The sequence below is a fragment of the Gordonia iterans genome (genome assembly GCF_002993285.1).
Classification (GTDB): Bacteria; Actinomycetota; Actinomycetes; order Mycobacteriales; family Mycobacteriaceae; genus Gordonia; species Gordonia iterans.
Genome location: NZ_CP027433.1, coordinates 3646304 through 3670208, shown reverse-complemented (window position 1 = coordinate 3670208; position 23905 = coordinate 3646304). Strand labels below are relative to the sequence as shown.

The window sequence follows — 23905 nt, the reverse complement described above, 5'->3', positions numbered from 1 at the left end:
GCCCATGACCTTCTCCACGTTCCGCCGCCCGGTTTCGGCCACCGAGCGGCTGTACCTCGCCGCTCGGCGGCTCGCGCCACCCTTCGCGATTCAGCTGGTGATCACCGGTGAGGGACGGCTCGACCTGCCGCGGTTGACTGAGGCCGTCGGCAAGGCTTCGGAGGCATGTCCGGGGGCGCGGCTGATTCGCCGCGGTGACGAGTGGATCGACTCCGGTGTGGCCCCGCGAGTGCTGGCCGTTCACCACGACGTGTCCCTCGACCGGCTCGACGACGACCCGGTGCTGACCGCCGATCTCGGTTCCGACGGGCGCACCTGCGAGGTGGTCCTGGCCGAGTCGGGAACGCAGACCAGCGTCGTCGTCCGCGCCTTCCACGGCGTGATGGATGCTCAGGGCCTCAACCTGTGGGTCTCCGACATCTTCCGGGCCTTGCGCGGTGAGGAGCCGCTCGGCGCCGCAGATCCCGACGCCGACCACGATCTGGTGGCCGACGTCGGACGCGAAGCCGGGCGCCCGACGCGGTTGCTGCCGACTCGGCGCGGCCCACTCGGGCGCACCGGGCCGGCACCGGCGGACCGTGCTTTCCATTGGCGGCATCGCCAGATCTCGTCGACCACTCCGGCGGCCGTCGCCCGAGTGTGTGCGCGGCTCGCGGAGCGCACCGAGGGGGCGTCGCGCTTCATGGTTCCGGTGGACCTGCGCCGGCACCGGCCGGAGCTGCGGTCCACCGCCAACCTGTCGCTTCCGCTGTTCGTCGACGTCGAGTCCGGCGCGGCCTGGCCGGCCGTGCACGCGCAGGTCCTCCGTCGGCTGTCGGCCGGGCGGGAACTCGCCGAGATGGACAACGGCGGCCTCGCCCGGCTGCCCGGCGGGGTGTCGCGCGGCATCTTGCGGACGGCGAACCGGCTCGGGGCTCGCCGTGACCGGAACCTGGTGTCGGCGATCGTCTCGCATGCGGGCCGCATCGACCTGCACGAGGTGTCCGCGCCCGGGTTCGCCGCGCGGCGCGTCGCGGCGCTGCCCGTGCACACCGGTCTGGTGCCGCTCTCGATCGTGATGCTCGAATGCGGCGGTGTCACCGCACTCACGGTCTCGTCGCGGGCAGGTCTGGGCGTCGTCGACCGCCTCGACGAGATGCTCGACGAGCTGGACGCCGCACTCGCCGACGGCGGGAGCGCTGCGCATCCGGTGCCCGCGTTGCCCGTGGAGCGCCGCCGCTACGACGACGAGTCGATCGACAGCTGCTTCCGGCGCCAGGCGGTGGCGCGGCCGGACGCCCCGGCCGTGTACGGTGCAGCCGCCGTGTTCACCTATGCCGAGCTCGACCACTGGGTCGACGCGATCGCCCTGCACCTCATCGACCGCGGACTCGGCCCGGGTGCGGTCGTCGGTGTGCTCGACGACCGCACACCGTCGTCGGTCGCCGCGCAGCTGGCCGTCGTCCGGATCGGTGCCGCGGTGCTGCCGCTGGATCGCAAACATCCGGATGCGCGGCTGGCCGCGGTGCTCAGCGACGCCGGTGCCGCGTATCTGCTGATCGGGCGGGGCATCGAGGCCCCCGGTGGAACCGAACTGCCGGTCGCGGTGATCGAGGACGTGCCGATCGGCGACGACGTCCCGCCGGTGAGCTGGCAGGTGTCCGGCGAACGGATCGCCTACCTGACCTACACCTCCGGCTCGACAGGCCGGCCCAAGGGCGTCGCCGTGACGCACCGCGGGGTGGTGAACCTCGCCGGGGCGGCCGCCGACTGGTGGCGGCTCGGGCCGGCGACCCGGTTCGCGCACCACCACACACCCGCCGCCGACATGGCCTGCGCGGCGATCTTCACTCCACTGATGACCGGCGGCTCGGTGGTCCTGGTGCCCGGCGACGTGTCGCATGTGATGCTGTCCGCCATGCTCGGCGAGTCGGGGGCCAACACCTTCATCTTCACGCCGAGCCTGCTGGAAACGGTCCTGCGGCTGGGGCTGAGTTCGCGCGGCGCGCGGACCGTGGTGTTCGGCGGCGAGCGCCTCGGGTACGGCTTGGTTCAGCGGGCGCGGGCCTTCTTCGGACCGGACACCCGGCTGGTCAACAGCTACGGACCGACCGAACTGACCATGGTGTGTGCCACCGAGGTGATCGACGACGACCTGGATCGCCATGACCCCGCCGACGGCGTCCCGATCGGGTCGCCGCCGGCCAACACCTCCGTCTTCCTGCTCGACGACGAGCAGCGGCCGGTCCCGGCGGGCGCTGTCGGCGAACTGTGCTTCGGCGGTCCTCAGGTGGCGCTCGGCTACCTCGGCCGGCCGGATCTCACACGCGACAGGTTCGTCACCCTGCCGGGAGGCGAGCGCGTGTACCGGACCGGCGACCTCGGCCGGGTGGTCGACGGCCGGCTGGACTACTTGGGACGGGTGGACGAGCAGGTCAAAGTGCGCGGCAATCGGGTGGAACCCGACGAGGTGCGCTCGATCATCGAGGAGCACCCCGGCGTCGACCGCGCCGCGGTGATCGGGCGCGAGTCGGAGCGGGGCGGGCGGTTGCTGGCCGGGTACGTGGTGCTCGCCGCGCCCGAGGCGGTGGGCGTCGACGCGATTCGGGACTTTCTGCGTGCGCGCGTTCCGGCGTACATGGTGCCCACGGTGATCGAGCTGGTCGAGGACCTCCCGCTGTCCCTGAACGGCAAGCTCGACGTCGGACGGCTTCGCGGCATCGGTGCTGCGGCCGCGGAGAACGCGGAGGTGTCGGGCGTGCAAGGCGCGGGGTCGCCGGGCACGACGGTTCGCGATGCAGAGGACCGCGGCGAGGAAGTCCGCGACGCCGACTCCCTGGAGGCGGTCCGGCTGATCTGGGTCGCGGTGCTGAAGGTGCCGGAGGACCGGGTGGTGGAGGACGCCGACTTCTTCGCACTCGGCGGTGACTCGCTGGATTCGCTGGAGATGCTCTCGCGGGTGGCCAAAGCGATCGTCGGGCCGGCCGGTGAGGCGGCGTTCGTCGCACAGCTGGAGGGCCTGGTCGCCGACATGACGTTGCGCCGGGTGCTGGCGGCGGCGCACCTCGCGCGGGACGGGGCGGTCCGGTGATCTTCGTCGGGCGTGGAGCCCTGTTGGGCCGGGCCGTGCGCAGTGCCCTCGCTTCCGGACACCGAGTCGATCTGGTGTGCGTCCCGCCCGGGGAGCCGCAGACCGCGGCGTGGGAGGCTGCGGGCGTCCGGGTGCTGGTGACCGAGCACGTGAACGCCGCCGCGCCGATCCTGCTCGATGCGTGCAGCGACGGCGTCGGATGGTCGATCAACAACCCGGTCATCCTGCGGGGCGGCTTGCTGGATTCCGGCGTGCGCTTCTACAACATTCACAACGGCCCGCTTCCCGCGTACCGCGGTATCCCGGAGGTGGCGGTGGTGCATGCGATCCTCCGCGGGGAGCAGCGGTACGCGGGCACCCTGCACCGGGTCGATGCCGGAATCGACACCGGTGAGGTGCTCGACGTCGAGGAGTTCCCGATCGCCGACGACGACGGTTTCGCCGAGGTGATGATGCACGGCCTGCGTGCGTGTCACACGTTGTTCGAGCGGAACGTCGGACGGGTCCTGCGGGACGACGTGCAGCCCTCGGCCGCGGCGATCCGCGCCGCCGACAGGGCGGCTGCGGACGGCGTCCGGGCCGGCTACTACGGGCGGCCGGAACGTGCCGCGCTCGCCGAGTTCGCGGATCACCCGAGGTTCGCCCGGGCGACCGCGTTCGGCGTCTTCACCCCGCACGTCGCCGACCTCGCCGACCTCGCCGATCTCACCGGTTGATCCTGTGCCGCCAGTCGAGCCCGTTCACCGGTCGAGCCGGTTCGCCGATTGAGCCCGTTCGCCGGTTGAGCTTGTCGAAACCCCGCCTATCCTGGATTTGTGAGCGAGGCCGCACGTTTCCACTGGCTGCTGCACCTGGATCTGGATCAATTCCAGGTGGCGGCGGAGCGACGACGTCGTTCCGAACTCGTCGGCGAGCAGGTGATCGTCGGCGGTGACGGGGATCCGAGCAAGGCGCGGCAGGTGGTGACGTGCGCGTCGTACGAGACGCGGGATCTCGGTGTGCGAGCGGGCATGCCGCTGCGGGCCGCCTACCGGAAGGCGCCCGGCGCGACTTACCTGCCGCTCGACATGGAGTTCTACGAACAGGTTTCGTCGCAGGTCTGGGAAGCGGTGCGCGCGCTGGGGCATCCGGTGGAGGTGTGGGGCGCCGACGAGGGTTACGTCGGCTTCGGGCCACGGGACCTCGATCCGCCGCCGGAAGCCGACGCCGTCCGGCTCGCCGACGACCTGCGAGCGGCGATTCGTGCGCGGACCGGGTTGGAGTCGTGCGTCGGGATCTCGGACAACAAGCAGCGCGCCAAGATCGCCGCAGGCTTCGCCAAGCGGGCCGTGCGGGCCGCGCCCCTTGAGCCCCGTCGAGCCGCGCCCCTTGAGCCCCGTCGAAAGGAACCCCGGAGTCGCTGCTTCACGCTGACCGACGCGACGTGGTTCGCCTTGATGGGCGAGCGTCCAGCGGATGCCCTGTGGAGTGTCGGCTCGCGCACCGCGAAGCGGCTGTCCGACAACGGGATCGAGACCGTCGCACAGCTCGCAACCACTCCGTTGGACACCTTGATCGGCCTGTTCGGGCCGCACAAGGGCAACTGGCTCTACGTCCTGGCGCGCGGCGGTGGCGACGATTCGATCGCGCTGGTGGAGCCGCCGGCCAAGTCGCACTCGAAGTCGCGCACCTATCCCGAGGACCTGACCGGTCGCGCGCAGTTGCACGCCGCCGCGCACGATCTTCTCCGCGACGTCCTGGCGCAGGTGGTCGACGAGGGCCGGATCGCGGTCCGGGTCGGCGTCACCACGCGGTCGTCGACCTTCTTCACCAAGTCCAAGATGCGCAAACTCGCGGCCCCGACCGTCCGGTACGACGACGTCGCGCCCACGGTCGATGCGCTCCTCGACGCGCTCATCGAGCCTGCGCCGGTCGAGCCAGTCGCGCCGGTCGAGCATGTCGTACAAGACCCGATTCGTCCCGTCCGACTCCTGTCGGTGCGTCTGGAACTCGCTGATCGCCAACTTGTGGTCGGCTCGATTCCCGACGACACTCACGACACGTTCGGATGCTAAATGTGCCATTCTGCTGCTGCCCCGGATGGGGTGCGGATGAGACAGTCGCGCCAAATCGGTAACGTATCGTACGTGGTCAGAACCTATGTTTCAGGTGGCTCTCAGTTTTCCGGCCGTCCATCAATGCGCCAAATTGTGACATGAGAAGAGCAAAGGAACTTCATTCCGTGCCGTGTGGCACAGATGTCAACGTTCCAGGTTGTGTGACACCCGGCACTGGGTCACGATTCACGCAACAACCAATTTGACACGAAGGATTGGCAGATCGTGAAGACGACCCCCGACCGTGCCGCCCGACGACGTGCAGCACAGTTCGAAGCCCGGGAAGACAAGAAGGGGAACCGTCGCTGGCGGACGAGTGCCGCCGCGCTGGGCGTGGCCGCCGTCGTCGGCATGGGGATGGCCGGCGGGGTCGGAACGTCGCTCGCCGACGACACGCCACCCGCCTCCGCCCTCGATGGACTGTCCCCCGAAATGATCCTCGATCTGCTCGACGACGAGATGATCACCGGCTTCGTCGAGATGTGCCGCACCGGCGCCCTCGCCAACGGCAACCCGAACGCCGGGCAGAGCACGAAGTGGAACCCGGAGGACACCACGAAGGGCACCTTGCCTCCGGGGGCGATCGCCACGTGCACGGACTCGACCGGACACGGCCTCGCGCTGGTGCTCCCGGACCGTTTCGAGATCGGGCAGCTCGGCAACGACATGGTGATCGACCTCGGGCCCGACATCGACGTGTACGACCCGATCACCGGCTGGATCAAGGTGCTCACACTGCCAATGGGCAAGCAGAATCTGCTGAACTTGGTGAGTGGCCTGATCTTCGAGGGCAACGACATCCTCGGCAACAACGTCAAGTCCATCGCCGAGGCGGACTATGGCGTCGCGATCGACCCGCGCATGTTCAGCAAGTACGGAAGCTACGAGACGGACATCTACAACAAGATCCGTGAGGACGCAGCCCTGGAACCGGACTGGGTTCAGGAACGGTACTGCAACGGCACCGTGATTTTCGGATCGTGCATCGGCGGCGGTGGCTGGCAGTACCGCACGGTCGACGCAAACCTGCAGAAGCGCACCGACGCGCTGAAGGTAGCTTCGTACCTGACCGGCCAGAAGTACACGGACTACACGCAGCCGGTGATCCTGCCGCCGTTGACCGGTCCGAAGGGGCAGTCGGTCATCAAGGGCGACGGCATCAACGTGGCACTCTCGATGCGCGACGGCCGGGCCTTCGCCGAGACCGGCAATAATCTGTCGATAGCAATCGCCGGCGCCGACAAGGGCAAGCTGGCGGCCGCCTATGCGAAGTGGGCGATCGCGATCGCCGCGAACATGGACACCGAGGACATCCGGTTCACCTGGTTCGGCCAGGATGTCGACTTCTCGAATCTCCTGCCGCTGCTGCAGTCGGAGATGGCGAAGGAGGCGCTTGGCGAGGACGGCGACATGACGCCGATGCTCGAACTGATCGGCAGTCTCAACGGCCAGATCCCGAGTATCAAGGAGGCCTTCTGCTTCGGCGTGAACGCCCAAGCCACCGCCGAGGGGCTCGGCAGCTGCTCCAACTACCTGGGCACGGTCGACACCTACAAGGATCTGCGAGCGCTGACCGACGGCAGCGCCGACTTCACCGGTGACAAGGTCTCCCGCCAGGAGCAGTACGGCCTGACCGACGTCAGCTCGCTGCTGTTCGGCAACGACGCCCTGATCAAGCATCTCGGACCGCTGCTCGGCGGCGACGCCGACATGGGTTCGCTGCTGAGCAACCCGGTCGTGGTGGACATGCTGGACGCGGTGCTGTCCGAGGACAAGCGCATCAAGCTGACCAAGGACTTCATCCGCTACACCAAGAACGTCGAGACGGTGTTCGAGAAGGAGCAGGCCACCGACGCGGACGGCAATCTGCTCTGGGACGACGTCTACATCTACGTAGCCAAGCGCGACGACGAGGGCAACGAGGTCCTCGACGAGAACGGCAAGGTCGTCACCGAGCGGGTCAAGAAGCAGGTGCAGGCCACCGACGACGACGGCAATCTGCTGTGGCTCGACGACGAGCAGACACAGCCCAAGATGGTCGACGACAAGACGCCGCGGATGAAGAACAAGGTGACCCCGCGGATGGTCGCAGCGTTCGAGGACGCATGGGAAGATTACGCCTCCGATGAGCCGGTGATGGTCGACGCCGAGGACGAGAACGGCGACCCGATCTGGATCGACGACGAGGGCAACGTCGTCGACGAGGGCACCGAGGGCGCGGTCAAGAAGCAGGTGCAGAAGGTCGAGGACGGCGAGCCGGTCTTCAAGACCAAGACCCGCTACCTGAAGAAGCCGGTGATGGTTCAGCAAGAGGTCGGCGGCGAGAAGGTCTGGCGCGACGCCACCGACGCCGACGACGACTACGTCTGGTTCGACGCCGAGGGCAACGAGCTCGACGACGTCGACGAAGACGACCTGCCCGAGGGCGCCGTCAAGAAGGCACCTGTTCTGGTTCAGAAGATGGAGCAGGCCACCGACTCCCAGGGCAACCCGCTGTGGGATCCGGTCGTCGCGAAGTCCACCACGGCGCACTGGCTGACCAGTGACTACGGTCTGCGCGAGCCGCTGGTGATCCAGTGGGGCAGCCACGAGGTGGTGTTCTTCCCGGCTGTCGAGGTCAACGGAACCTACCGCCCGAACCTGATCGGCATGCCGGAGATCCGTAAGATCGCCGACGGCGCCGACGTCGGCCTCTTGCCCAAGATCAGCCTCGTCCAGTGGGACAACCCGTTCGGCCTGGGCACACTCAGCCTCGACAAGCCGTTCGACATCTTCGGTACCGCGCGGGACTTCAAGAAGTCCATCACGCTCGACGACGACCTGAAGCGGCTCGACGGTCTGCTCGGCCCGCTGCTCTACGGCGGCGACAAGCGTCTGACTGCCGAGATCGGCGACAGCTTGAAGGACTTCGTCTCCAAGCCCTTCCAGGATCTGAACGACCTGCTCAAGCCGAAGCCGAAGGACGACGATCCAGTCGTCGATCCGGAGGATCCGGCCGAAGGCGAAGGCGACACAGACAACGGTGGCGACAGCGACAACGGCGACAACGGCGACAACGGCGAGCTCGGGACCGGCAGCGCGCCGGAGAACGCCGCCGCGACCGGGAACTCCGGTCTCGCGGGAGACCCCGGTGTCTCCGAGACTACGTCCGCCCCGGAGCCCGAGGTGACGACCGGTTCGACCGACCCGAGTCCTTCGCCCGAGTCGGCCCCCGAGCAGGCCGGGCCGACGACGACGCAGTCCTCCGCGCCGCAGTCGCCCGAGGCGTCGTCGTCCGAGTCGACGTCGACCGCCGAATCCTCTGAAGAGCTGGAGCCTGCGCTCGGCTGACTCAGGATTCCGCTGAACCGGGAGAGCCGGGCGCTCACGTTACGTGGGCGGCCGGCTCTCCCCGTTCGTGCCGGTTGGAGGAGCGGATCGCTTCTCCTTGTCTCTGCTCCGTCGGGTGCGTGGACGGAGGGGAGGAGGTCGGTCATCCGACGGAGTAGGACTGTGGGTGAGTGGTGAGTTCTACCCGACCGGCGTATCGCCGAAGCGTTCCCGCCAGTAATGTGCGTTCCTCCAGAAGTCGAGGTCTTGTTCGGCGTCGTTCAGTGCGAAGTCGAGCAGGCGGTCGCTCCACGAGTGTCGGCCATGCGGGATGGCCCAGACTGCATCCTGGTTCGTATAGAAGTACCAAGTTCGAGAGCGGAAGCCGTGACTCCAGTCGACCTTCACCGAGCACCCGTCACCGGGGTTCGAGACGATGGTGCCGCTCAGTAAGAGATCCATCGCGGAGACAAGCCGACCTCGTGTGTCGAACGGAGCGTGTTTGGTGTTGTACCGCTTGCGGACGAAGATCCGTTCCCCGGGAAGCATGTCCTGCACGTCGAACTCGTACCGCGCTTCCCGGTCCATCCGCCATTCGCCGTTCGCGAGGAAATCCCCGAGGGTGTTCTTGCCTGTCTTGGCGGGGCCGGCGTTGACGAACCAGGTGACGACGACGTCGTCCGGCGGGGCTTCACCCACCGCGGCGGCCGGAGGTGAGTCGGCATCGCTCGAACGATCCGCAGACATCAGAGTGACCGGTGCAGCATGCTGCTCGTCGGTTGGTACTGCGATGCCGTCCTCTGGCGCCGGCCGGCTGAACTCCGAGTAGGCCTTCTCGACGAGTTGTGGGCAGTGGTAGCGGGTGTACACGCTCGGGTGTTTCCGCATCACGTCGAGAACGAGGCGGGCGGCTGCGCGTTGTACGACGGGGTCGTGGAGGAGGTCGGCGAAGGCTCGGGCGCTCCGCCCCTCGAGCATGACGGTGTCCTCGCCGGCGTCGTCGTAGATCCGGCTCGTCATGACTGCCCCGCGGAAGCGTCGTTTGAATTCTCGTGCAGTGGTGCTTTGGAGGAGGTCCGACTTCCGGATGACGATGAATCCGCTGCCGTCCGGAAAGGCGACCAACGACTCCATTTTGCCGATCGAGACGCAGAACGCACGTCGGCCACCGTACGACCACGCGCTGACATTCCAGCTCTGGAACTCGGTGCGACGAGGCGCCGGGACGCAGTTCTCCAGATAGGTGCGGAGCAGTCCAGTCAGTTCAGCTGCCGTCGGGAGCTCCGAGAATCGGCGGGCTGACGTCGAGTACTTGACCGCCTGGGCCTCGGTCATCGGCTTCAGTTCGGTCGTGTCGGATGCGTTGAAGGCGCGGGGATCACGCATCCATTGATCTTGTTCGTCCTTGGTGAGGAAGTCGGCGAGCTCGTCGACGCCGGCTGAGACACTCGCGTGTGTGATGTTGCGGCAACCGGTCGGAATTCGTCGGTTGAGCTCGTGGATGAGTTCCTTCTCGAGTCGGCGGAGAGCGGGCTTGGAGAGGTTGCGCCGCCGAACCTGGACGGAGGCGATCTCGTCGCCCCACTTTGCGCGGTGCCCGGCCATCCTGCTCCGGATGTCGACCGATTCTCCGAGATAGTAATCGCCGTTCTTGAAAGACAGGAGGTACAAGCCGGCGTAGCGCGCCCGGTCGTCGGGGCCGACGCGGGTGTTGGTGCCCTTGAACTCGCGTGGAGCGCTGAATCCGATCGATCGCGCCCACGACTCCACTGTGTCGGATTCGGTCACGTGTGGACCGTACCGATTACGACTGAGGTCAGGCGGTCGATCGGCGTCCTACGAACAGGTGAAAAATGCGGCCAGGCGACGGCGACGATGACGCTGGCGTATGCGAGTCGTCGTCTCGTTGCGGCGCAACCGTTCACGGCTCTCCGGTGGCGCCCCTCAGGTCCGTGTCGCGACGTCAGCGCGGGATCTGGAGGGCGCGCAGCCGCGCGGCGGGGTCGACGTCGAGGCCGACTCTGTCCCAGGGGACGCCGATCGACAGGACTGCGTAGGCCGACGTCGGGAAGCGGTCGATCTCGGCATCGTCGTCGAGCATGAGTGCGGTGCCCGGCAGGCCGGGGAAGTGTCCGACGACGAGGAGCGTCGAGGCGTGCTCCGGCGCGTACGTGCGGATCGCCTCGAGGATGTTCTCCGGGGTGTTCTCGTAGATGTCCTCGGTGTAGACGGCCGGGGCGTCGATCTCGGTGCGCGCCAAAGTCTGACGAGTGCGCTCGGCCGTCGAGCAGATCACCGCGTCGACATCGAGACCGTCGTTCGCCATCCACTCTCCGGCGAGTGCGGCCTGGCGGCGTCCGCGGTCGTTGAGGGGCCGGTCGTGGTCCCAGACGCCGGCGGGGTAGTCGGACTTGCCGTGCCGCATCAGCACGAGCGTCCGCGGGGCCTGGCTCACGCGCTGCGAGCCGCGCGCTCGGTGGCGGCCCCGCCGGCCTGGATCTCACGGAGAAGACGCGCGGTGTCGCGCCAGGCAGACGCCTCCTGCAGGTAGAAGGCATAGCGGTCGTCCGCATCGTTGGCTCGCTCTTCTTCGGCGAGCTCGCGGAGTTCGAGGTACTCGTCGTAGCAGAGGGTCACGAGGGCGTTGATCCGTTCACCGGCACAGGCCTGGTCGACCTGCTCGGCGGTGAGCGTCATGAGGCTTTCGAGCTGGTTCCGGTACTCCATGAACCCACGGTAGAGGCAGGTGCCGACAAAACCGTGGAGGCGCGGGCAACTGGACGACGACGAGGGCCGTGAACAGTGGCGGGCACTGTTCACGGCCCTCGGGGTGTCGCGGCGGTCAGGAGGTCATTCGTCCTCGACAGCCGGTGACTCGGATTCGCCGGTGAGCGCCGGAGTCTCGGACGCTTCGGTCTCCGAAGACTGCTCCTGTTGCGGAGCCTGCTCTTGCTGCGGAGCCTGCTCCTGCTGATTCTTCTTGTCGAAGCCGAGCTTCGGGAGGCTGTCGTCGTTCTTCTTGATCTCGATCTCCGGGTACTTCTTCTCGCCCGGCTTCACCTCGATCGGGTACTCAATCTCCGGGGCCTTCTTGGCGGCTGCGTCGGATGCCTTGCTCGCGGAATCGGCGACCTCGGTGGTGATCTCACCGAGCTTCTTCGAGGCCTTCTCGCTCGACTCGGAGCCCTTGTTGGTCGCCTTCGCACTCAGTTCGGCGATGCCCTTGGCCAGCGGAGTGGCGAGCGGGCTGACGCCCTTGACGAACACCGGATCGAACAGGTCCTGGGTCGTCTTGAACGGATCGGTGAGGCCCAGACCGGTCGGATCCTCGATGCCGAGGGCCGCGAACAGGTACTTCGGGTCGAGCGGGATCAGGGTCGTCGGGAGCATGTCGCCGAGCCCGCCGACGCCGTCGAGCAAGGCGTTCCCGGTATCGGGCTGACCGAGCTTCTCGCCGAGCTGGAAACTCGGCAGGCCCACTCCGAAGATCGACGGTCCCGAGAAGCCCACGCCCTTCGGCCCGAGGTTGAACGCGCCGAGCGAGTAGACCAGCGGCAGCGGAACACCGCCGAGGAGCTCGCCGGTGTTCACCAGTGCGATGGTCTGCCCGGAGTTGTAGGCGATGCCGTCCGGGCCGTACTGCCACGACTCGAGAAGCGACGTGGTGTCCACGCCGATCCCCAGCACGGGGATCGCGATTCTCTGCGAACGCGTGCCGAGCGTGGCGCTGGTAGTTTGGCCGTTCTGGGTCACCATGCCCGGGGTGTAGAGGCCGCCGACCTCCAGCAGACCGAAGGGCAGCGCGATGCCGCTCGCGACCAGCGGAACGGTGACGACCTGGTCGCCGACCGCCACCTGGGTGGTGGACGCGAGCCAGCCGAACGAACCGTCGAGGAAGTTGTACTCGCCGCCGGCCTCGCGCTTGGTCACCGACATCCCCGGGATGTCGATGCCGTCGAGGTTCGCGAGCGCACCGGGGACACCCGCGTTCGGGTCGTGCACGGTCTCGTAGATCGGGTCGCCGTTCTCGTCGAGTTCGGGGACGAATTGCGTTTCGTACCTAGGGGTTACGACGTCTTTCGTGCCCCAGCTCTGACACACAAGACCTAGGAAGCCTCCCCAGCTGAGGCACCACGGGATGGTTGTCACGTCTTCGCCGACCTGAACGGCTTTCGTCTGCCCCTTCTGGACATCCAGCGTGTCCAGGGTGCCGATCCGGTCGGCGTACTTCTGCTTCAGCGCCTCGGAGGTCACCGCGTCGACGGTGATCCGGTCCTGGACCATCCAGGTCGAGCCGTTGATCTGCAGCAGCGGCCAGTCGTACGCGTTGCTCCACGAGTCCGTCGTGCGCTGCGCATCCGGGAGGCCGAGCAGGTTGAGCGGATCGTCTCCCAGGTTCAGCGCACTGAGTGCGTATCCGCCGCTCTGGACCACCTTGTCGCCCAGCAGGCCCTTCGCCTCCGCCTCGACGTTCTTGCCGGCGGTGGTGGCGTCGAGCCCGGTCAGGGCGGCGAGAGTCGCGGTGGTCTTGGGCAGGATCGTCGCGCTCTGCAGGACCCCGTCGAGCAGCGGAGCGCCGGCCAGTCCCTGCGGGAGCATGGCGGCGAGTGTGCCCATGCCGAGTGCTCCGCGCGAGCCGGGGACGTGGCCGGTGTTCGGCTGCTGGAGAAGCATGCCGGCGCCCTCGCCGAGACCTTCGATGAAGTTCAGCTCCGTGGTCTCCGAGGTCTTGCCGTTGCTGACCGTGGGCAGCGTGCCGTCGGGCGCGAGGGAACCGATCGGGGCGAGGATCGCGCCCTGCGTCTTGCCGAGGCTGTCGGCGACGATGATCAGGTTGTTCCACGTCGCGTAGTCGTTCGCGGCGTTCTGCTGTGCGTTGATCGCCGTCGCGGCGTGTGCGGCCGGCGCCAGTGCGACGCCGGCGGTGGCGAACACGGCGCCTGCCGCGAGCGCCGCCTTGCGCTTGCTGATGTTCAGCCGCAGCGTGCGCCGCTGCTCGGCGCGTTCGGCTCGCTGCTCGGCGCGTCGGACTTCGCGACGGCTCGGCTTACGGTGTGCCCCCATGATCGACTCTCCCCTTGTTCGCGATCTGTGTGATGGATCTGCCCAACTATTGCTGAACGCGCCGGTTTCGTTATCTCCCGAATCGTCGGGAAGTCGACATTCCTTCGTTTGAGCGACAACGATTCACGCCCTCAGCTGTCACTCGAACTGGAACTCGCGCGGGATCGACGCCACGGGCCGCGGAGGGGCTGCCGCCCGGTGGTGATCGTCGCCATTTGCGCACGATGGTTTCAACCCTGGGCGTGTCCGCGCGACGTGCCTAACTTCAGTGCATGACCATTGCAGATCTCATCGACATCCCCGCGCCCACGGCGAGCACTCCGCTAAACGCGATCGCGTCCGCGACCAACTCCGCCGTGCAGGCGGACACCAAGAAGGCCGCGGTGGTCTTCTCCGCCGACGCCGTCGCCGGAGAAGGAGTCTCCACCGAAGCCAGAGCCAGGCAGTTCAGTCTCTCGGTCGACGAACCGGCGGCGCTCGGCGGCGCCGACACTGCCGCCAACCCCGTTGAGTACTACCTGACCGCACTGCTCTCGTGCCAGGTGGTGACCTATCGATTCTGGGCGCAGCGACTCGGGGTCCAGGTCGACTCGATCACGCTGCACGCCGAGGGCGATCTCGACGTCCGCGGCTTCTTCGGGCTCGACTCCGACGTGCGTCCCGGCTTCACCGAGGTGCGGGTCGTCGTCGACGTCACAGGACCGGACGACGCCGACCGTTATGTCGAACTGCAGGAAGTGGTCGAGGCGCACTGCCCGGTCCTGGATCTCACGGTGAACCGGACTCCGGTCGTCAGCGAACTCCGCGTGAATCACGACTGAGTGTCGTCGGCGGAACGAGTTTGTCGGTAGGGGCGCGTACAGTTCTCGATAGAACACCAGAGCGAAAACTGAGTGGCCTCCGATCCGAGCGGGAATCGAGGCTCGACCAGCGCAGACGGGGTGCTGAATCATCGAGGGGGAATCGATGAATGCTCGAGAACTGACCGCACTGTGCGACCGGCTGTCCGACGACCTGACGGTACGTCCGGGGTCAGGCGAACGGTCCGTGCCGCCCCGCACTCTCGCCGAGTTCTGCGAAACGCTCAGACCGGTCGACGACGATCGCGAACTTCTGGCGTCGACAGCGGCGCTGCTGCGGCTGCGCAACATCGCCGACCACGCACTTGCGCGGATGGCATCGGCCGCCGGACGCGTCGGGCTTCCGGCCCGCAAGAAGGTGCGCTCGACGACGAATCTGCTGACCGAGCTCGGTGCCGCGCCGGCGGTGGCGCACCGGATCGTACGCCTGGGCGCGACGTTGCAGTCGGTGCCACAGGTGGCTCGTGCCATGCGCGACGGCGCCCTCGCCGCGGAGCGTGGCGATGCGGTGGTGCGTGGGCTCGCTCACGTGGCCGCGCGGGCGGACTTGTCCGACGAGCAACGGCAGACGGTGATCGATTCGCTGATGGTCCACACCGTCCCCAAACACGTCGAAGACCGAGCGCGGAGGTGGGCGCTCGAACTCGCTCCCGAAGAAACCGCCGACGAGGCGGTGCCGGTGTCCGAGAACATCGAGCTGAACGAGATGACCCTGGTGCAGGGCGACGACGGTCGCGTCCTGGTGACTGTCGACTTCGATGCCCTCGCCGGCGAAGAACTCAGCGCCGCACTGGATCCGCTGTGCCGGCCTGTGCCCGAACCGGACGGCTCGCCCGATGCCCGGACAGTCAAGCGGCGGCGTGCCGACGCGCTGGCGCAGGTGGTGCGCACCTACCTGGCGGGGAGTGACCGGCCTGAGTCCGGGGGAGTGCTGCCGCACGTCACCCTGATCGTTCCCGCGGCAGTCGCCCGGGAGCGAAAGGCCGCCGCAGAGGAGGAGTCGGCCGAAGCGGGTGTCGGTACGGTGCCGGAGTTCGGCTTCACCGGACCCGTCTCGCCGCGGACGGCCCGAATGGTGATGTGCGAGGCGTCGGTCTGCACCGCACTGGTCGACGACGTCGGTGTCCCGCTCAACGTCGGCCGCGAGCAGCGCCTCTTTCCGCCGGGTATCCGTAAGGCTCTGGTGGTCCGGGACCGTGGGTGCGCGTTCCCCGGGTGCGGGGCGCCTGCGACCTGGTGCGACGCTCACCACGTCGAGCACTGGGAGCACGGCGGTGAGACGTCGCTGGAGAACGGTGTGTTGCTGTGCCGTCGTCACCACACGCTGATCCACCACGGTGGATGGGAGGTGTTCATCGGTCATGACGGGCACCCGTGGTTCGTGGCTGCGACCGATCCCGCGCACCCGGAACGTCCTCGTGAGCCCCTGCGGTCGCACGGGCGCCGAACACTCACCAACCTGCCCGGCGCGGCATGAGCGTGAGGCGCGGTGGTCGCCGCCGAAGGTGGAGAAGCGCAGCGTGACCGACTAGGGGCAGCGGCGACACGTGAGAGGAGATCGGTGTCGGACACCGTGTCCGGCGCAGTGCGTTGTTTGACAACTTCATATCGGGCCCCGCCGCTGTTCTCGGTGGGCAGCGCGACCGCGTCGCAGGCGACGAGGATGTTGGCGACGAGGATGCTGGCGACGAGGATGTTGGCGACGAGGATGCTGGCGACGAGGATGCTGGCGACGAGGAGACGAGGATGCCCTGAAGCGCGCACGAGGGTCGAGGCGCGCACGAGGCGCACGAGGCGCGCCACCGTGCGGCGGTGGAGCGAATGAGGGTATGTCGGTCGCCCGATGGTGCAGGGTTCAGGTCGCCTGATGGCGCCGGCGTCAGCGGACTCCGGCGGACTCGGCGTGCAGGTGCCGGATCTCGTCGACGAGTTCGGGGGCGGGCCCGGCGACCGGCACGCCCGGCGCGACGGCGTTGATCGGCAACGGGGCGACGGGTGAATCGGGCAGGCCCCATTCGCGTCGCCACTGGAGCAGCTGGATCGAACTGGCGGCGTAGACGATGCGCCCCAGGCCCACCCAGGCGTGCGCGGCCGCACACATCGGGCAGTGCTCGCCGGAGGTGTAGACGACGGCGGCGTGCCGCTGCTCCTCGCTCAGGTTCTCGGCGGCCCAGCGAGCGATCGCGAACTCCGGGTGGCAGGTGTTGTCTCCGCCGGACACGTGATTGAAGTCCTCGAAGAGCACGTCGTCGTCGAGCACCAGGAGTGACCCGAACGGCTCGTCGCCGACCTCCACGGCATGTCTGGCCAGGGTCACGCACCTTCTCAGGTGGGAGAGGTCCTCTGGTTCCGGGCTGCGGACGATCACGGTTTCGACGGTAGTCCGGGCATGCGGATTCCGCGGCTGCTTCCACGCGGTGAGCGCCGATGCGGGTATCGGCCGCGGCGCGCGATCACCAGGCGCGAATGCCGTGAAAGTGAACATGTTCCATTACCGGAGGTCGCCCGGCGACGCCCGGAGCGGGTCGATAACGTAGGACGCGATGCACTCCTGGATACCCGCTCTGCTCGCTATGGCCGCCGCGGCGCTGATCGCCGGCGGGACGGTGCTGCGCCAGAAGGCCTCTCAGCGCAACGGTGCCATCACCAAGGGGTGGTGGGCCGGTGCGGTGCTCGCGGTGGTCGGGTTCGGTTTTCAGGCTTGGGCGCTCGGGCTCGGCTCGATCCTGCTGGTCCAGCCGCTCGTCGTGCTCGCAGTGCTCTTCGCGCTGCCTCTCGAGGCCTGGGTCGACCACCGGCGGCCGTCGAGGATGGACTGGTTCTGGGGAGCGCTCCTGGTCGGGGCGGTGGTTGTGTTCCTGGTTCTGGCGCACCCGGTGCCGAGCGACCGCAGGCCGTCGCACATCCTCCTCGCGATCACGGTCACGGTGTTGATCGTCCTGTTGATCGTGCTGGTCGTGGTTGCCGAGAGGTGTCGGGACGCGCACTACAAGTCGCTCTGCTACGGCATCGCGGCCGGTGCGCTCTTCGGTATCGCGGCACTGCTCGTCAAGTCGGTGTCACTGCACTTCATCGACGACCCGCTGCACGTCCTCGAACACGCCGATGTGTATCTGCTGGCGATCGTCGCGACCTTGGCCGTGGTCGCTCAGCAGAAGTCGTTCGGGGCCGGCGATCTGCAGACGTCGTTCCCGGCGATGAACGTGATGGAACCGGCGGTCTCGATGGCGCTCGGAGTGGTGCTGCTGGGCGAGAACTTGCGCGTGGGTGTCGGGCGCAGCGTCTTGCTGACCGGAATCCTCCTCGTCGCGGCTGTGGCCGTCGTGCAGTTGGCGAAAGACGCGGCCGTCCGCTCGGACACGAAACCGCGCGACGACGGTGGTCGTCGCGCGGTGGCGAAGCCGGATCGGGTTGCGGACTAGCCTTCCGCGATCACTGCTTTCAGGCCTTCGGCCCACTCTTCGGCGGCGGCGGCCGGCTTGACCGTCGACGACGCATCGTGCCGGAAGTGCTCGCCCACCTGGTTTGCGCCCAGCTTGGTGAGCATCTCGGCCATGATCTCGCCCCCGCGGTTGAAGGTGTCGTCGTACACTGTGTCGCCCATGCCGAACACGGCGAATCGCAGTCCGGTCAGGTCGGGCTTCACATCGTCGAGTTCGTCGGCGAAGGGCAGCGCACCCGACGGCAGTTCGCCCTCGCCGTAGGTGGAGCAGATCACGACCAGGAAGTCGTCGGTGTCGAGGTCTTCGGCGGCGAAGTCGGCCATGTCGTAGATCGACGGGTCGAAGTCGGCTGCGAGCACATCGGCGACGGCGTCGGCGACGAGCTCAGCGGTGCCGGTCTCGGTCCCGTAAAGGATGACTGCTGCCATGATCGTTGACTCTCCTACCTCGTGGAATGACGAAAATACGGTAGCGTAACCCGTCGAACTAAGTCGAATCTCGCGCAGAGTCCTTGGGCCCGGTCGCCCCCGCTGCCGCGGCAACGCGCGGTGGCGGACACCTGGCGAAACAGTGCGGTGTTAGCCGGATCTGCTGTGAGAGACGTCTCTGACCGCTGCGGCGCGGTCGCGGGCATCTCACCCTCGGTGGATGATGGACGCGCACCACCCCGCGTGGTGTATTTGCTTGCTGCCCTCCGAGGGGGAGGGCGCATCGTCGATAGGAGGTCCCGCCGTGGACTGGAGCAATTTCTGGAACGTCCTGTGGTACACGGTGATCATCTTCGCGTTCATCGCGTACCTGATCGTCCTGTTCATGATCCTGACGGACATCTTCCGCGATCATAAGCTGGCCGCCGGCTGGAAGGTCGTGTGGATCATCTTCCTCATCGTCTTCCCGTACATCACGGCCTTCATCTATGTGATCGCCCGCGGCTCGGGCATGGCCGAACGGCAGGCGCAGGCCGCCAAGGCGGCCGACGACGCCACTCAGGAGTACATCCGCCAGGCCGCAGGCACCGCCGGTCCGGCCGATCAGATCGCCACGGCCAAGTCGCTGCTCGACGCCGGCACGATCACGCAGGAAGAGTTCGACGCCATCAAGGCGAAGGCGCTCGCCTGAGTGTCGACCAGGAAGAGTCTCGATCCGATAGGTCTCGTGCTCTGATGAGGCCCGCGATCTGACGATTCGCGCCGGATGCCCGGCGGCCCGTGACCGGGTCGCCGGGCGTTCGGCATCCGGATACGCCTGCAGCCGGCCGTGTCGGCACATCCTGACGCGATCGCGCCCGGCGGCCCCGGCGGGGTTCGAGCGCCCGACGAGTCGTGAGCGGCCCGCGTGGCGCGGCGGCGACGCGCCCGATGGTCGCGGCCCGGCGTCTACAGTGAACTCATGGCGACGCGCATCGACAGCTGGATCTGGGGTATCCGGCTGACCAAGACGCGATCAGCGGCCGGGGCCGCCTGCCGTGCGGGCCATGTGCAGGTCAACGGCGTCACGGCCAAGCCGGCGACCACCGTTTCGGTCGGCGACGAGGTGCGCGTGCGGCTGCACGGCCGCGAACGAATCGTGGAGGTCACACAACTGATCAGCAAACGCGCGTCGGCGGTCGTCGCCGCGGAATGCTACATCGACCGGAGTCCGCCGCCGCCACCGCGGGAAGTGGTCGCCGCCATTCCGCGCCGCGATCCGGGGGCCGGACGCCCGACCAAGCGGGAACGCCGCCAACTCGACAAGCTCCGTTCGGGCGGGCCGATGCTGATCCTCGCGGCGGTCGTGGCGCTGGTGGTCGGGGCGTGCGGATCCGACTCGGAAGGCGCGGACCCGACCACCGTCAAGACCCCGCAGGCCGGGACCGGACCGGACTTCGAACGATGTGGGGGCCTCACCGCCGAGGACGTGATGCGGGCGACCACCTTTCAGGGTCTGCAGCTGTACGTCGACAACACGTCATCGTGCGAATGGCGGAACAGTGCCGGTCGAAACAACCAGGTCGCGTCGTTCAACTGGTACCGCGGCTCACCCATCGGACGCGAGCGCGGCCTGGAGCAGCTGACCCGCGAAGAGCGCACCGTCGACATCGAGATCGAGGGCCGCCCCGGCTTCCTCGCCCGGCACCAGTCCATCTGTGAGGTCGGCCTGCAATATGAGAACGACTTCATCGGAATCTCCATCGCCGATCAGCGCGGCCTCGAAGAGTCGACCGTGTCGCAGGAGACCATGTGCAACGCCGCCAAGTCGCTGGCCGCCGAAGTGATCCGGAAGGCGTCATGAATCGAACTCGATCGCGGGCCCTGATCGTCGGCCTGCTGACTCTCGTCCTGGCGGTCGTGTCGGGCTGCTCCGACGACGGTGCACCGGATCCCGCGGCGCAGGCTCCCACGACCGGCGACGTCGACACCAGTCAGTTCGAGGGCCTGCTCACCGAGTGCGAGATCGTGAGCGATCGCCAACTCGCCGAGGCCGTCGGGGGCACCAGCGTGCTCGGGGGCTATCTGGGCGCCATCTGCCGCTGGGTGGTCACCGGCGGGGTGACCACCGATGTGACTCTCGCCTGGTACGAGTGGGGCGATTTCAACCTGGAGAAGCAGACCGCGAAACGCCAGGGATATGAGACCGAGAACTTCCAGGTCAACAGCGTGGCCGCGTTCAGTTCGCGGGATCCGGCGCGTCCGGAGATGTGCGGTGTCACCGCGAAGTCGCCGGGCCGTGGCACCCTCACCTGGTGGACCGAGCCGCACGGCGCGCCCCACGGCGAGCCGTGCGAGGCGCCGACCAAGCTGATGGAGCTCGTGATCAACCGGGCCAGCTGAGGCGACCGGATGTGGCGGGCGGTGGCGTTCGCGGCGGTGCTGGTGCTGATGCCGGCCGCGGTGGCGTGCGCCGCCGCTGACGAGGCGCCGTCCTCGGCCGGTGCGCGGACCAGCGCTCCGCGCGCCGGAACCGGTCCCGCCTTCGAGCGGTGCGGCGGATTGACTCTGGCGGACGTGGCCGAGGCCACCGGCTTCGGGGGCCTGGCTCTCTTCGTCGACAACACGTCGTCGTGCGAGTGGCGGGTCGGCGCCCGCCCGGACGGACCGGTGGTGTCGGTCAACTGGTATCGCGGGGTCGCCGATCGGCCGTGAGCGCGGTCAGGAGCAGCTGCTCCGGGACGACGAACCGGTCGACATCGAGATCGGCGGCCACCCGGGCTTCCTCGCCCGGAACGATCCGCTGTGCGACGTCGGCGTCCAGTTCGGTGACGACTTCCTCGGGGTCTCGGTGTACGACCGCGGGCGCGACGGCCGCCGCCCGCCGGTCCCGGTGGACGCCCTGTGCGCGGCCGCGAAGGACCTGGCGGCCAGGGTCGTCGAACGGGCGTCGTGACTCGCCGAGCTCGGAGCGGCGGGACGGCGTCGTGTGCGCAGTCGGGCGGGACCGTCAGGCGGCGGGAATCCTGGAGACCGATGCCGTCGCCGCGGGCACCAGACCGTCGTCGCCGGGAATCAGCATCCACACGTACAGGCAGTCGTCGATCCGCTTGCGCCGGAGCATGATCGGCACGCCCGGTGTGATCGGCCTCAGATACTCGATGACGGCGCGGTGCGGCACGTCGAGCAGGTCGGGATGGTCGACCAGCTCGTCCTCGATCGCCTCCAGGTAGGCCGCGTTGTTGAGGTGGCGGAACGGGTCGAAGTCGGTCGAACGCAGCACGTGCTCGCGGTCGGGCAACTCCAGTTCGGACTCGTCCGGCGCCTGCTCGGGGTTCATCGACTTCCAGCGCAGGCGATGCTCGTCGGTCATCGACGACAGCATCTCGAAAGCATGGTCGGTGATCCGTGACGGCATGCCCTGCTCAGTGACGTTGATCCAGAACGCCTCGGTCTCCACCAGGCCGTTCGGTCGCGGGTCCGGGTTGAAGCGGTTGGTCTCGCTGGTCGACGTCAGCCGCACCCGCATGTTGGTCCACCGCGTCGACAAGGCGCCGCACCATCGCTCGGCGCGGAAGTCGGCCGGCCACGTGATCGGCTCCAGGACGTCGATCACGGTGCGGCGCACGATCCAGAACGGGTCGGTGTCGCCGAAATCGGTCGCCTCGATGTTGTCGTTGGCCACGTCCTGCAGGTAGCGGGCCAGGCCGTCGAGCCGGACCCGCATCTCCTGGTCGACGTCGCCGGTGCGCACCCGATAGTCGTTCTCGTAGAACCGGGCGCCCGTCTTGCGGTCGGCCAGAGGCGTGTACTCGGGAGGAGTCGACGACGTCGGCTTGTTCGCGGGCATACGCGACCTTTCACACGGGTGCGGGAGTGACCGCCGTTACGATACTCTCGAGGCGGAAACTAGAACACGTTCCAGTCGTGCGACACCGGAGGACTGACCATGGCCCACGTGATCACCCGGCCCTGCTGCAACGACGGCAGTTGTGTGGAGGTGTGTCCGGTCAACTGCATCCATCCGACGCCCGACGAAGACGACTTCCTCACCGCCGAGATGCTCTACATCGATCCGGCGACGTGCATCGACTGCGGCGCGTGCATCGACGAGTGCCCGGTCGGCGCGATCTACCCGGACGACGAGCTCGACGCCGCCGACGAGCCCTTCCTCCAGATCAACGCCGACTACTACAACGACCATGACGTCGACGGCGGGCTCGCCCATTCGTCTGCCGTGCCGCGGGTGCCCTCGGACAGGACGCTGCGGGTGGCGATCGTCGGCGCCGGCCCGGCCGCCTTCTATGCCGCGACCGCGCTCACCGACATCCGGCAGGTCAGCGTCGACATGTTCGACCGTCTGCCCACCCCGTACGGTCTCGTCCGGGCGGGCGTGGCCCCCGACCATCCCAAGACCAAGGGCGTCGAGACCAGCTTCGCGCGGACCGAGAAGCGCAGGAACTTCACCTACCACCTGAACGTCGACGTCGGCACGCACATCACGCACGACGAACTCGCCGAGCGGTACGGCGCCGTGCTCTATGCCGTCGGCGCCCCGCACGACCGGCACCTCGGCATCCCCGGGGAGGACCTCCCCGGCTCGTTCCCGGCCACCGAGTTCGTCGCCTGGTACAACGGTCATCCCGAGTTCGCCGGCCGGAATCCGCTGCCCGCCGCGGACCGCCCTTCGACGGCCGATGCCGGCCGCGCTGTGGTGATCGGCAACGGCAACGTCGCGCTCGACGTGGCACGCGTGCTGCTGGAGGACGGCGAGACACTGGCAGCGACGGACATCGCCGACCACGCCCTGGCGGCACTGAACGAGTCGCCGATCCGCGAGGTGGTGGTGATGGGGCGGCGCGGCATCGAGAACGCCGCGTTCACCAATGCGGAGTTCGTGTCCCTCGCCGATCTGGACGGCATCGACGTGGTGATCGATCCGGCGGAACTGGTGCTCTCGGATTCGACGCAGCGGGCACTCGACGACGGTTCGCTCGATTCGACGATCGCCACCAAGATCCGGCTCGCACGTGAGTTCGCGGCGCGTTTCGACGAGCTCGACGGACTCGACGAGCGCCGGCGCATAGTCTTCCGCTTCCTCGCGTCGCCGGTGGAGATCACCGGCGACGACGCCGTGACCGGGGTGCGCTGCGTGCGCAACGAGTACACGGCGCCGGGCGCGGTCGCACCGACGGCAGAGCAGTTCGACACCGCGGCGTCGGTGGTGGTGCGCTCCGTCGGTTACCGCGGGCGGCCGGTCCCCGGCATCCCGTTCGACGCCGAGCGTGCCGTGGTGCCCAGCACCGATGCGCGGGTCACCGACGGACCGGGCGGCGACGTGGTCCCCGGCTTGTACGTGGCCGGATGGATCCGACGCGGGCCCACCGGGGGAATCGGGCGTAACCGGATGTGCGGTGAGGAGGCCGCTGCGGCCATCCTCGCGGACTTCGCCGGCGGTGCGCTGCCTGAACCGGCGAAGTCCGCCGACGACGTCGCCGACCTCGTCGCTGCCCGCGGTGCGCGCCACGTCGGCATCGACGGCTGGCAGCGGATCGATGCCGCCGAGCGGGCCGCAGGCAAAGAGGGCGGCCGGCGGCGAGTGAAGCTCGTGACGTCGGAAGAACTCGAGGCCGTGGCGCTCGCGGACGGAACGTGA

20 protein-coding genes and 1 pseudogene are annotated in these 23905 nt (G+C 68.1%); 14 read left to right on the top strand and 7 right to left on the bottom strand.

Annotated features, from left to right (window positions below):
- Positions 1 to 4 precede the first annotated feature (4 nt).
- From C6V83_RS16540 to C6V83_RS16525, 4 genes are all read left to right on the top strand, one after another.
- Positions 5 to 3070, top strand: a complete 3066-nt coding sequence (locus tag C6V83_RS16540; RefSeq protein ID WP_105943328.1) for a non-ribosomal peptide synthetase — start codon at positions 5 to 7, stop codon at positions 3068 to 3070.
- Positions 3071 to 3144: 74 nt separating this feature from the next.
- Positions 3145 to 3786 (top strand): formyltransferase family protein, encoded by a 642-nt coding sequence (locus tag C6V83_RS16535; protein WP_199832542.1) that lies wholly within the window; start codon positions 3145 to 3147, stop codon positions 3784 to 3786.
- Between the two features lie 99 nt (positions 3787 to 3885).
- Positions 3886 to 5124 (top strand): DNA polymerase IV, encoded by a 1239-nt coding sequence (locus tag C6V83_RS16530; protein WP_105943326.1) that lies wholly within the window; start codon positions 3886 to 3888, stop codon positions 5122 to 5124.
- 267 nt (positions 5125 to 5391) lie between these two features.
- The gene (locus C6V83_RS16525) at positions 5392 to 8496 is read left to right on the top strand and encodes an ICP22 family protein (protein WP_105943325.1); all 3105 of its coding nucleotides are present in this window, start codon (positions 5392 to 5394) and stop codon (positions 8494 to 8496) included.
- A 180-nt stretch (positions 8497 to 8676) separates the two neighbouring features.
- On the opposite strand, the gene C6V83_RS16520 is transcribed toward C6V83_RS16525, so the two are convergent.
- The 4 genes from C6V83_RS16520 to C6V83_RS16505 all read right to left on the bottom strand — a co-directional run bounded on the left by C6V83_RS16520 (position 8677) and on the right by C6V83_RS16505 (position 13539).
- Positions 8677 to 10263 carry a GIY-YIG nuclease family protein gene (locus C6V83_RS16520; protein WP_105943324.1) on the bottom strand — a complete coding sequence of 529 codons (1587 nt, stop codon included), beginning with the start codon at positions 10261 to 10263 and terminating at the stop codon, positions 8677 to 8679.
- Between the two features lie 175 nt (positions 10264 to 10438).
- Positions 10439 to 10930 (bottom strand): SixA phosphatase family protein, encoded by a 492-nt coding sequence (locus C6V83_RS16515; protein ID WP_234353778.1) that lies wholly within the window; start codon positions 10928 to 10930, stop codon positions 10439 to 10441.
- Positions 10927 to 11202, bottom strand: a complete 276-nt coding sequence (locus C6V83_RS16510; RefSeq protein ID WP_105943323.1) for a hypothetical protein — start codon at positions 11200 to 11202, stop codon at positions 10927 to 10929. The genes C6V83_RS16515 and C6V83_RS16510 overlap by 4 nt, the downstream gene beginning before the upstream one ends.
- A gap of 123 nt (positions 11203 to 11325) precedes the next feature.
- Complete coding sequence (locus C6V83_RS16505; RefSeq protein ID WP_105943322.1) at positions 11326 to 13539, bottom strand: hypothetical protein; 2214 nt, start codon at positions 13537 to 13539, stop codon at positions 11326 to 11328.
- Positions 13540 to 13811: 272 nt separating this feature from the next.
- Between C6V83_RS16505 and C6V83_RS16500 the strand changes: the two genes are divergently transcribed.
- The 3 genes from C6V83_RS16500 (at position 13812) to C6V83_RS18415 (ending at position 16154) form a co-directional block, all read left to right on the top strand.
- Positions 13812 to 14360, top strand: a complete 549-nt coding sequence (locus tag C6V83_RS16500) for an OsmC family protein (RefSeq protein WP_105943321.1) — start codon at positions 13812 to 13814, stop codon at positions 14358 to 14360.
- Positions 14361 to 14505: 145 nt separating this feature from the next.
- A complete protein-coding gene (locus C6V83_RS16495) occupies positions 14506 to 15876 on the top strand; it encodes an HNH endonuclease signature motif containing protein (protein WP_105943320.1) in 1371 nt (456 codons plus the stop codon).
- A gap of 113 nt (positions 15877 to 15989) precedes the next feature.
- Positions 15990 to 16154, top strand: coding sequence for a hypothetical protein (locus tag C6V83_RS18415; RefSeq protein ID WP_159067548.1), 165 nt, complete (start codon positions 15990 to 15992; stop codon positions 16152 to 16154).
- A gap of 124 nt (positions 16155 to 16278) precedes the next feature.
- Here C6V83_RS18415 and C6V83_RS16490 read toward each other — a convergent pair whose 3' ends face one another.
- Entirely contained in the window at positions 16279 to 16767 is a 489-nt protein-coding gene (locus tag C6V83_RS16490; protein WP_267893960.1) for a nucleoside deaminase, read from the bottom strand.
- A gap of 175 nt (positions 16768 to 16942) precedes the next feature.
- Between C6V83_RS16490 and C6V83_RS16485 the strand changes: the two genes are divergently transcribed.
- Positions 16943 to 17821 (top strand): DMT family transporter, encoded by an 879-nt coding sequence (locus C6V83_RS16485; RefSeq protein WP_105943318.1) that lies wholly within the window; start codon positions 16943 to 16945, stop codon positions 17819 to 17821.
- Here C6V83_RS16485 and C6V83_RS16480 read toward each other — a convergent pair.
- The gene (locus C6V83_RS16480) at positions 17818 to 18270 is read right to left on the bottom strand and encodes a flavodoxin domain-containing protein (RefSeq protein WP_105943317.1); all 453 of its coding nucleotides are present in this window, start codon (positions 18268 to 18270) and stop codon (positions 17818 to 17820) included. The two genes, C6V83_RS16485 and C6V83_RS16480, sit on opposite strands and share 4 nt — an antisense overlap.
- A 304-nt stretch (positions 18271 to 18574) precedes the next feature.
- On the opposite strand from C6V83_RS16480, the gene C6V83_RS16475 reads away from it, so the two are divergent.
- The 5 genes and pseudogenes from C6V83_RS16475 to C6V83_RS19115 form a co-directional block, all read left to right on the top strand.
- Positions 18575 to 18961, top strand: coding sequence for an SHOCT domain-containing protein (locus C6V83_RS16475; protein ID WP_105943316.1), 387 nt, complete (start codon positions 18575 to 18577; stop codon positions 18959 to 18961).
- A 270-nt stretch (positions 18962 to 19231) separates the two neighbouring features.
- Entirely contained in the window at positions 19232 to 20113 is an 882-nt protein-coding gene (locus C6V83_RS16470) for a DUF3558 family protein (RefSeq protein WP_105943315.1), read from the top strand.
- Positions 20110 to 20652, top strand: coding sequence for a DUF3558 domain-containing protein (locus C6V83_RS16465; protein WP_105943314.1), 543 nt, complete (start codon positions 20110 to 20112; stop codon positions 20650 to 20652). The genes C6V83_RS16470 and C6V83_RS16465 overlap by 4 nt, the downstream gene beginning before the upstream one ends.
- Before the next feature lie 9 nt (positions 20653 to 20661).
- The gene (locus C6V83_RS16460; protein WP_105943313.1) at positions 20662 to 20964 is read left to right on the top strand and encodes a DUF3558 domain-containing protein; all 303 of its coding nucleotides are present in this window, start codon (positions 20662 to 20664) and stop codon (positions 20962 to 20964) included.
- Positions 20921 to 21205 (top strand): annotated as a pseudogene (locus C6V83_RS19115) (DUF3558 family protein); the annotation flags it as partial. The gene C6V83_RS16460 and the pseudogene C6V83_RS19115, both read left to right, overlap by 44 nt.
- Before the next feature lie 54 nt (positions 21206 to 21259).
- On the opposite strand, the gene C6V83_RS16450 reads toward C6V83_RS19115, so the two are convergent.
- Entirely contained in the window at positions 21260 to 22099 is an 840-nt protein-coding gene (locus tag C6V83_RS16450) for an acyl-[acyl-carrier-protein] thioesterase (RefSeq protein WP_105943311.1), read from the bottom strand.
- A 99-nt stretch (positions 22100 to 22198) separates the two neighbouring features.
- On the opposite strand from C6V83_RS16450, the gene C6V83_RS16445 reads away from it, so the two are divergent.
- Positions 22199 to 23905, top strand: coding sequence for an FAD-dependent oxidoreductase (locus tag C6V83_RS16445; RefSeq protein WP_105943310.1), 1707 nt, complete (start codon positions 22199 to 22201; stop codon positions 23903 to 23905).

Bases quoted from the DNA above. Each gene is read 5' to 3' on its own strand.
- C6V83_RS16460 (WP_105943313.1), top strand. From the start codon at position 20,662: ATGTGGCGGGCGGTGGCGTTCGCGGCGGTGCTGGTGCTGATGCCGGCC.
- C6V83_RS16470 (WP_105943315.1), top strand. From the start codon at position 19,232: ATGGCGACGCGCATCGACAGCTGGATCTGGGGTATCCGGCTGACCAAG.
- C6V83_RS16500 (WP_105943321.1), top strand. From the start codon at position 13,812: ATGACCATTGCAGATCTCATCGACATCCCCGCGCCCACGGCGAGCACT.
- C6V83_RS16485 (WP_105943318.1), top strand. From the start codon at position 16,943: ATGCACTCCTGGATACCCGCTCTGCTCGCTATGGCCGCCGCGGCGCTG.
- C6V83_RS16495 (WP_105943320.1), top strand. From the start codon at position 14,506: ATGAATGCTCGAGAACTGACCGCACTGTGCGACCGGCTGTCCGACGAC.
- C6V83_RS16510 (WP_105943323.1), bottom strand. From the start codon at position 11,202: ATGGAGTACCGGAACCAGCTCGAAAGCCTCATGACGCTCACCGCCGAG.
- C6V83_RS16465 (WP_105943314.1), top strand. From the start codon at position 20,110: ATGAATCGAACTCGATCGCGGGCCCTGATCGTCGGCCTGCTGACTCTC.
- C6V83_RS16480 (WP_105943317.1), bottom strand. From the start codon at position 18,270: ATGGCAGCAGTCATCCTTTACGGGACCGAGACCGGCACCGCTGAGCTC.
- C6V83_RS16450 (WP_105943311.1), bottom strand. From the start codon at position 22,099: ATGCCCGCGAACAAGCCGACGTCGTCGACTCCTCCCGAGTACACGCCT.
- C6V83_RS16445 (WP_105943310.1), top strand. From the start codon at position 22,199: ATGGCCCACGTGATCACCCGGCCCTGCTGCAACGACGGCAGTTGTGTG.
- C6V83_RS16540 (WP_105943328.1), top strand. From the start codon at position 5: ATGACCTTCTCCACGTTCCGCCGCCCGGTTTCGGCCACCGAGCGGCTG.
- C6V83_RS16505 (WP_105943322.1), bottom strand. From the start codon at position 13,539: ATGGGGGCACACCGTAAGCCGAGCCGTCGCGAAGTCCGACGCGCCGAG.